This is a genomic window from Dysgonomonas sp. HGC4 (assembly GCF_001261715.1).
In the GTDB taxonomy this organism is placed as follows: domain Bacteria; phylum Bacteroidota; class Bacteroidia; order Bacteroidales; family Dysgonomonadaceae; genus Dysgonomonas_A.
On the sequence record NZ_CVRU01000103.1, the window covers coordinates 1 to 8,126 of the forward strand.

The 8,126-nt window shown below is 36.8% G+C and carries 5 protein-coding genes; 2 read left to right on the forward strand and 3 right to left on the reverse strand.

Annotated elements, in window-relative coordinates; translation table 11 throughout:
• Positions 1–241: 241 nt before the first annotated feature.
• Positions 242–1,498 (forward strand): FISUMP domain-containing protein, encoded by a 1,257-nt coding sequence (locus tag HGC4_RS10555; RefSeq protein ID WP_050710102.1) that lies wholly within the window; start codon positions 242–244, stop codon positions 1,496–1,498.
• A 169-nt stretch (positions 1,499–1,667) separates the two neighbouring features.
• On the opposite strand, the gene HGC4_RS10560 is transcribed toward HGC4_RS10555, so the two are convergent.
• Entirely contained in the window at positions 1,668–4,253 is a 2,586-nt protein-coding gene (locus HGC4_RS10560) for a carboxylesterase family protein (RefSeq protein ID WP_050710105.1), read from the reverse strand.
• A 395-nt stretch (positions 4,254–4,648) separates the two neighbouring features.
• Here HGC4_RS10560 and HGC4_RS10565 point away from each other — a divergent pair, with 395 nt between their 5' ends.
• Positions 4,649–5,569 (forward strand): PfkB family carbohydrate kinase, encoded by a 921-nt coding sequence (locus tag HGC4_RS10565; RefSeq protein WP_050710103.1) that lies wholly within the window; start codon positions 4,649–4,651, stop codon positions 5,567–5,569.
• 87 nt (positions 5,570–5,656) lie between these two features.
• Here the strand turns inward: HGC4_RS10565 and HGC4_RS10570 are convergent, their stop codons facing one another.
• Entirely contained in the window at positions 5,657–6,859 is a 1,203-nt protein-coding gene (locus HGC4_RS10570) for an MFS transporter (RefSeq protein ID WP_050710104.1), read from the reverse strand.
• Positions 6,860–7,900: 1,041 nt separating this feature from the next.
• Positions 7,901–8,053, reverse strand: a complete 153-nt coding sequence (locus HGC4_RS18675) for a hypothetical protein (RefSeq protein WP_157258240.1) — start codon at positions 8,051–8,053, stop codon at positions 7,901–7,903.
• Positions 8,054–8,126 lie beyond the last annotated feature (73 nt).

Sequence of the window (8,126 nt, forward strand, 5' to 3'; positions counted from 1 at the left end):
TATCTTTGTGCTCAACGACGATTTTAAAAATATAACCCATTATCTCTCTCTTCAAAAAGGACTAGTTTTTTTGAAACTTTTTATATGTTTTAATGTTAGTAATATTTGGTAGGAGAGGTTATAATATGCACAAATTTATATTTTGTGAATTCTTGTTATTCTTGTTTTATTTTTTCTAATCTCCTCTTATTTAAATATTTTTTATAAGGGAGTGCGGTCAGTAACAACTTATCAATAACATATGAATATAAATTATCTAGCTAAGCTTTCATTTTTCTGTCTATTTGCTTTGGGCTCTAATCTATACGCGCAGGTAACTATTGGTTCGCATTTGTCTGCGGCATCAGGTGCTTTGCTCGAAATAAAGGAGAAGGATATTACAGGAGGGGATCTAGCAACCTCTACTCGAGGGTTGATGATGCCTCGTGTAGCCCTGACTAGCCTGAATGATCTTTTCCCTATGCTCACTGGTAATGAAAGCGATTATGCAGCTCAGAAAATAATTCATATAGGCTTGATAGTTTATAATACAAATGTATGTGCACCTACTCCATTAGGTCTGAATGTATGGAATGGTTCGCAGTGGCAATATTTAGGTAATGAGCAATTGGCTTCAAATGTGAGAGTCTTTTACGATCAGGATGGTAATGCTTTTAAAGCAGCCAGTTTTGGAACTGCTGGTGTTTGGATGACTGAGAATTTAGCGGCAAAAAGTTATGCTTCAAGTATGGGAGGGGGGGCTATTCCAGCTCATACGGGTAGTACAGACCCTAATATTGTAGCTTATGCTTATCCTAATGGTACGTCGGGTAATTGGAGTACAGCACCCTTAACTTGGAATGCACATCAAGGTTTAATATATAGCTGGTTTGCTGCAGCCAAAGGTAATACAAGTACAGATGTTGATCAGCAAGTGATTGGCTCAACAGTTGAGGCATTCGAGGTCGAAATGATAGGTCCCCTTGGTGTAGTTCCTAACAAGTATGTTCAAGGTATATGTCCTGATGGTTGGCATCTTCCGAGCGATCGTGAGTGGAATCAATTAGAGCAAGAAATTTACAATAATGCCGCCTCATATAGTGCTTCATCTACTTCGACCTTCAATCCCTCCTCGTGGGTTATTGCTTGGGGGGGGGAGCCTACGAGAACTGTTTATATGAATGTTTATCGAGGTTCGACTTCTAGCTCCGGTCATGGTACTGCTATGAAAAGTATATGTCCTCCTTCGGGATCGTCTAATGAGACTAATGGTACATCAAGTTCCTCGGCAAAAGGAGGTTTTAATGTCATGCTTCTTGGTTATATAAATGGGTCGTCAATTGTGAATTATGGTATAGCAGGATATTTCTGGACAAGTAGCTCAGGTAGTCAAAATGCTAATGCTAATGTTTCTGTATATAGGAATGTTGGTCGTGCTAACGTTGGTATGGGTAGGGGGAATACTAACCGTGGAAATTTGTGGTCGGTAAGGTGTAAAAAAAATACAGATTCGTTATAAGAGAATAAAGCTTGTATTTAGTGACTACTTATTATATTCTGAATTCAGAGGTTTTAGTAAAATAAGTTTCCTTGTAGCATTTCAAGATACTTTGTCATCATATAAAAAAGAAAAGCCGATGGATTAATTCCATCGGCTTTCTCTTTTTTAGTTATAGGTTTCTGATAATTTAGAAATCTTGATTTGTCAAAGTCCAATCATTATCAAAATATCCTGCGGCTTCCATGCCAGTTAATCCATCTTTCAGAACATCGGCACGATATATCATAAGATCAGGAAAACCTGTGATGCCCGATATATAATTGTTGGGAGATGTAGCACGCATACCTGCATCGCCTGTTCCTGCAACCACTCCTACTGAGGCAGTGTTACTGTTAGGATGAGGATATACAAAATAAGTACCAAGATCGTCCCCTTTATAAGTACGTCCACCAGCAGTAATTACACCTTTACCTACTTGTATAGGGCTGTTCTTTAACAACAATGCCCATGCACGGTTATTGTCTTTATTGCCATAAATAACCACATTACGATCGGTATATTTAGCAAGCGAATATTCAGTATCGGCAATTACATCAACAGATCCGTTTCCACGGTAGTAGAAAGTTTCAGCATCAAAGCGAGCTTTGTTCTGATACCATTCGTTTTCTGTTGCTGTTCCTTTGGTTGAATATACTAATACTACATCATTGGTGTAAGCATTCTTAAATCCACCATAGCGAGCAGAGTATTTGTGCTTTAAGTTCACATCATTTTTTAGTGTCCATTTGTTGTTCTCCAGAGCAAGAATTGCTTTCTTATTGGTTGGAGTAGATAATGTTTGTCCCGAAATGTCAATAGTAACTTTTCCATTTCCTAATGCCAATGAAGGAATATCAAGAACCAACATCGCTACATTCTCTATCTTGGTAACCTGAACTGTATCATTATTCAAACGAACTTTTACATTACTAAAGTCGTAAGGTTTGATTTGCTGTTCTACCTTCAACCAATAATCTGTTGGAGAGATTGCTGGAGATGCTGTGTGGAAATCTATTTCCTTTACATCTTTAGGTTGAGGTATAGAGTGGCGAGAAAAGAACTCAAAAATAGGAGGCCAGTCTACACTATGATCGCCAAACCAATGCTCACCACCCGGATATTCGTAATAACAAAAGTCTGGGTGAAATTTGCCTAATACCTCACGCATGCGACGTGCTTGCGATGGAGAAACAACACTGTCGGCATCTCCGTGGAAAATATATACACCCGATTGTTTCAAGTTGTGAGCTAACGAAATTACACGTCCTCCGTTACCGCCACGTTTAAAGGCGTCGTATTTAGCATTCTTGTCGTGCATATCATCGCCTCTGCCTTTGTTATAGGTAGCAATGTCAGGGTAGCCTGCCGATGGTGCAACAGCTGCAAATTTATCAGGATAGGTAGTTCCTAAAAACCACGAACCATGTCCCCCCATAGAGTGACCAGTCAAGTAGATTTTAGATTCTTCTGGTTTAAATACACGCTTAGCTTCTGCAAGAACTTCTAAGGCGTCGATGCGTCCCCATTCTTCCCAGTTAAAGCCGTAAGGGCGGCGATTGGTTGCGGCAATAATATCCGTCCAATCTTTCGATTTGTATGCTCTGGCTTGGTTGCGAGCCTCCACTCCTGCTCCGTGAACAGTAAGTACCATAGCCTTTGTTTCTTCTTGATTTTTACGTATTGCAGGAGCTACACTATAATATTGTACACTTCCGTCTATACCGCTTATAAAGGTACGTTCGTGATGTACCGATGGTAGAACCTGACGAATCTGTATGTCAGCCTGATCTATTACTTTTCCCGATTTGTCGAGTAACTCTATCTTTACAGTCAGTTTTTCGTCAGTTGAAGCATTGTTTGCAATAGCAGGAACTTTATATCTTAGCTTTCTTACACTAAGCTGCATAACGTCCTGCGTTTTGTATTCTTCTTTGCGTCCATCGGGAAGCGTAGCACGTATAGTCAAACCCTGTAAAGGTTTTTCTGTTGTATTTACTACTCTTATAGCTGCCCATTTAGAATCGCTTTCTCCGATAATAATATCAGGAATAGTCATGTCACGCTTTGTAAACATAACAGGCTTATCGGGTTTCACCAGCTTAGAAGCTACTTTGCCGAAACGTCCTGGTGTATAAACAAACTCATTAAGACCTTTCTTTAGTTTAATAGGAGTCAAAGTATAACCAAAGTCGTAATGATCGCCCTCGTGAGGCATTCCGTTTACGTAGGTACGTGTTCCTCCTGTTGTTTCAAGAAGTACTATTTGTTCCTTTGGCGATTCGTATGATGTATATAAAAAGGCTGAGCGCATTTCGGGGCGTTTAAACAATCCCGTAGAATCGGCTTCCATAGCAGTCCATGTCCATTGAGGAAGCAATTTCATAGCTTTTTCGCCTTTGCTTTGAGCCAACCATTTCAAATAGCTATCTTCTACCTGACTGTCCATGTTGGGATAAGATTGCTCAATCACAGCCCCGTCTTTGGGAGTCGTGAAATTGCCCGTAGCATACATCCATGCTATCATATCTTGCCCGTTGAACAATGTTCCGGGGTTTGTACCTCCGGGTAGTAAAAAGCCATTGCGGAAACTGTGAGAAACTTCTCCCTCATCGGTTTTCTCAATCTTTTCTTGTCCGAAAATTGTCACAATATTTTGTGCTTGGATGCTGTGTGTGGAGATCATTGACATAAACAATAATCCTGCAACCTTTGCACAAACGAAACGTTTTTTCATAATCATTATTCAAGTAAATTTAAATATTTAGTGTTGTATTTCTTAGTTTTAAGACCTCATCTTTCATGTTCATTTTTAAAAATCGTATGCTTTCCCTCCAAAGGAGAAAATTAAAGAGAGGCGTTACCGAAGTAACCAATAAGTCTGAAACCTTAAAAATAATTCTTTTTTGTAAGATCTCGGCAATAGATAGCGTATAGAATTTAGAATATGGCAGGTTTGTTGCATGCTTTGCTTGATTTTCTTTCTCTCAGTTTTCCTCAAAAAACGAATGTTGATGCCTAAGTCTAATATCAAACTTACCCTACTTTTCTAAAAGAACACTAATTTAATCTCGCTTTTTAGTAGATTAATGTATCTTTGGGGCTTGTTTTAGAAATAATCAATTTTTAATAATGACTAATTACGATATTTGTTGTATAGGGCATCTTACGTTAGATAAAATAGTTACGCCCAAAGAAACGGTTTATATGTCGGGAGGAGCTTCCTTTTATTTTTCGAATGCAGTAAGCAACCTCGATTCTAATTATATATTGGTAGCAGGGCTTGCCGAGTCTGAAATGAAAGCAGTAGAAGCTTTGCGTGCCAAAGGTTTAACTGTTGAGGTTATGATATGCGACAATAGTCACTACTTCGAAAATATATATGGCGAAAATCAGGATAACCGTACACAACGTGTTTTAGCAAAAGGCGATCCTTTTGTTATGGAGGTTATGGGCGATATTCATGCCAAATATTTTCATGTAGGTGCATTAATGGCTGATGATTTTTCGAACGATTTTGTAAAAGAATTATCTAAAAGAGGACGTATTTCTATCGACTGTCAAGGATACTTGCGCGAAGTGCGTGGTACAGAAGTGCATGCGGTTGATTGGACTGACAAGCTTGAGGTTTTAAAGTATGTTGATGTACTTAAAGCCAACGAGATGGAAATGAAAGTACTTACAGGTACAACCGATGTTTACGAAGCAGGGCGTATGCTATACAACTGGGGAGTAAAAGAAGTATTACTAACCTTGGGAAGTATGGGGTCGGTATTGTACGACGGTAAAGATTTTATAATGGTGCCTGCATACGAAGCAACAGAAGTGGTAGATGCAACTGGTTGTGGCGATACTTACATGGCTGGATATCTCTACATGAGAGCTAAAGGTGCTAGCATGGAAGAGTCAGCTAAATTTGCAGCAGCAGTAGCAACTATCAAGATTGAAGCATTTGGTCCTTTTACAGGTACTGTTGCAGATGTGCAAAAGATAATGGATACCAGAGTTGCTAAATTACCTAATGACGAAGTATTAGCTAATTTGGTGTTCTAAGAATAAGAACTCGTTCATACATTATATAAAAAGCGGCTGTCTCTTCTGGAGGCAGCCGCTTTTTTATTATTGAGATTCAATATGTGCTTAAGTTGTTTTCTTCTCCTCCTTCATTGCATTGGTAAAGGTGGTAAGAGCTACGATTATCAGACCAAGTATTCCTACTACGATGTACGCATATTTCATATTCAAAGTATGAGATATTGAGCCAATCAGCAGTGGAGCGATAAGCGATCCTACGAAGCTGATTGTTGACAGTATGGTAAGAGCTATACTCGTAGGCATTTTCGATTTTTCGCCAACCACACTATATATGGTAGGAACCATGCACGAAATACCCAATCCAACCAACATAAAACCTAATGAGCATAATACAATACTAGGGAATAGTGCTGATATAAACATTCCTACAAATATAAGTGCGCCTGCTATCTGTATGGTGCGTTGCTTGCCAAATAGTTGGTACGCCTTATTGGTAAGGAAACGTCCCGTAGTCATCATAATCATAAATACAAGGAATCCTATTTGAAGAGATTTAGGAGCTTTTACAATCGATTCGAAATATACGCCACCCCAATCGAACATGGCACTTTCTACGATCAAAGCAAATAGTCCGATAAGACCTAGTTGGATAAGTACCAATTCGGGCATTCTCGATTTCTTCTTTTGAACCACTTCTTCCGTGTTTTTCACTTCAGCAACGGGAGCTGTTTTTATATCAGTTTGTAACGCTGACTTATTAAATAACCAAGAGAGTACAATCAATGCAAGTATACCTGTGAAATGATATGCATGAGGTATCTGAAAGTTTATCATGGCAAATCCGACTACTGCTCCTACGCATGCAGCCAAACTCCAAGCACCATGAAAAGAACCCATGATGGTTTTACCAAATATCTTCTCGATTCCTATCGCTTGAGTATTTAAAGATATGTCGGTGAGATTCCAAAATATACCGAATAAGAATAGGCATGTACCTAATACGTAAACGTCAGAGCTTATACCAATCAAAAATAAAGATAGTGCATATCCTAATATGCTTATTTGTACCATTATACGGCTTCCAAATTTAGAAACTGTATATCCTGCCAATGGTATGGCTAAAAACTTACCTACGGGTATCATAAACAGAATAAGCCCCCAGATGAAAGTATCGCTCACTTGCAGAGCATCTTTGATATCTGGTATACGACTAGCCCAGCTGGCAAAACATAGCCCTTGGCATAAGAAGAAAGTAAGCACTCCTAATCTTATTTTTTCTAAGGAACGCTCTTGTATTGTATTCGACATTTCTCTTGATTTTAAAATTGCACAAAAATACTAAACTTGTCCTATTAATGAACTATGTTATTCATGTAATTAAAGACCTCATAAAGTCTAAAATCTTTATAGATTTTATTCGTTTTCGTGTTTTGAGTGTAATTGATTTGTAATCAAATTCTTATGTTTATTATTATATTGCATTATCTATCTATATTAGTATTTCTGAAAGTCCTGTTTTTTGCCCACTATGCCCCTCCTTTTTTGAATTTTTGATGTATGCTTATTTTTTTATTTTATAAATGTACTTCCTTGTTCTTATTGTTGGTTTATTCTTTATTTTGTTGACTATGCGTGTTTTATATGTTATAATTATATGTGTATATAAATCTATAATATAATATATTTATGTATATTGATTAGCGATATATAATAGTATATTAAATAGTTTGTTTTTCCTCTATTCTTTGTTTCTGAATTTACTCTTGAAAAACCGTCTTTTTACAAGAAACAGATAATGAGTATGTGTGAAATGTGGGATGAAAAATTGCAATTTATACAGTTATTGTCTCTTTTTATGCTCTTTAAAATTCTATATTTTCGGGTGATTGAGCGTGAGATTTCAAATATTGAAATCTCAGAGGGATTAAAATTGGCAGTTTTTATAAATGCAGATCTTATTTTTATGTCTTAAATTTCTAATTTTTCATTCTCCTATTTTTGTAAGTAGAATAAACATACTTAGATAGTTATAGTAAATAATTGATGACAATATATTTGTCTTTTTCTATATATGGGGAATCTTCGCGATCTGTTTTCTATTGGGTGATTCTGGGAAAGGCAATAATATTGATATATTCTCAATAATAAGTACTCTCATTATTTTCTTGTTTGATAACTTTCATATTATCAGATTGTTATAGTCTTATCTAGTTTTACTCTGTAAGCAGGTACTGTTGTTATTAAATGGAGATTATCAGTAAGCAGCTCTTTTATTTATATGGTAGAGGTATATATAATCTTAATTTGTAATGTGTTGATGTTTAGTTTTTTGGTCTATTTTACTTTGTTTTATTTTGCTTGCTGCTTTTTTATATTTTTAATAGCTTTTTTGATCCTATTATTTGCCATTTTAAGATGAAAATCGTTTCTTTGTATAGTATCAGACGCCACTTGCAGAGCCAGTTCTCTATTAATTTCTTCCTCAACTTTGTCTGATTTCATAATTCACTCATTCCTAGTATTTTCAATTTCAAATCCGCTTCTAAAATATAATGTTCTAATTAAGTATAATTCT

Excerpts from the sequence above, each read along its gene's own strand:
- HGC4_RS10565 (WP_050710103.1), top strand. The coding sequence starts at position 4,649 with ATGACTAATTACGATATTTGTTGTATAGGGCATCTTACGTTAGATAAA.
- HGC4_RS10560 (WP_050710105.1), bottom strand. The coding sequence starts at position 4,253 with ATGAAAAAACGTTTCGTTTGTGCAAAGGTTGCAGGATTATTGTTTATG.
- HGC4_RS10555 (WP_050710102.1), top strand. The coding sequence starts at position 242 with ATGAATATAAATTATCTAGCTAAGCTTTCATTTTTCTGTCTATTTGCT.
- HGC4_RS18675 (WP_157258240.1), bottom strand. The coding sequence starts at position 8,053 with ATGAAATCAGACAAAGTTGAGGAAGAAATTAATAGAGAACTGGCTCTG.
- HGC4_RS10570 (WP_050710104.1), bottom strand. The coding sequence starts at position 6,859 with ATGTCGAATACAATACAAGAGCGTTCCTTAGAAAAAATAAGATTAGGA.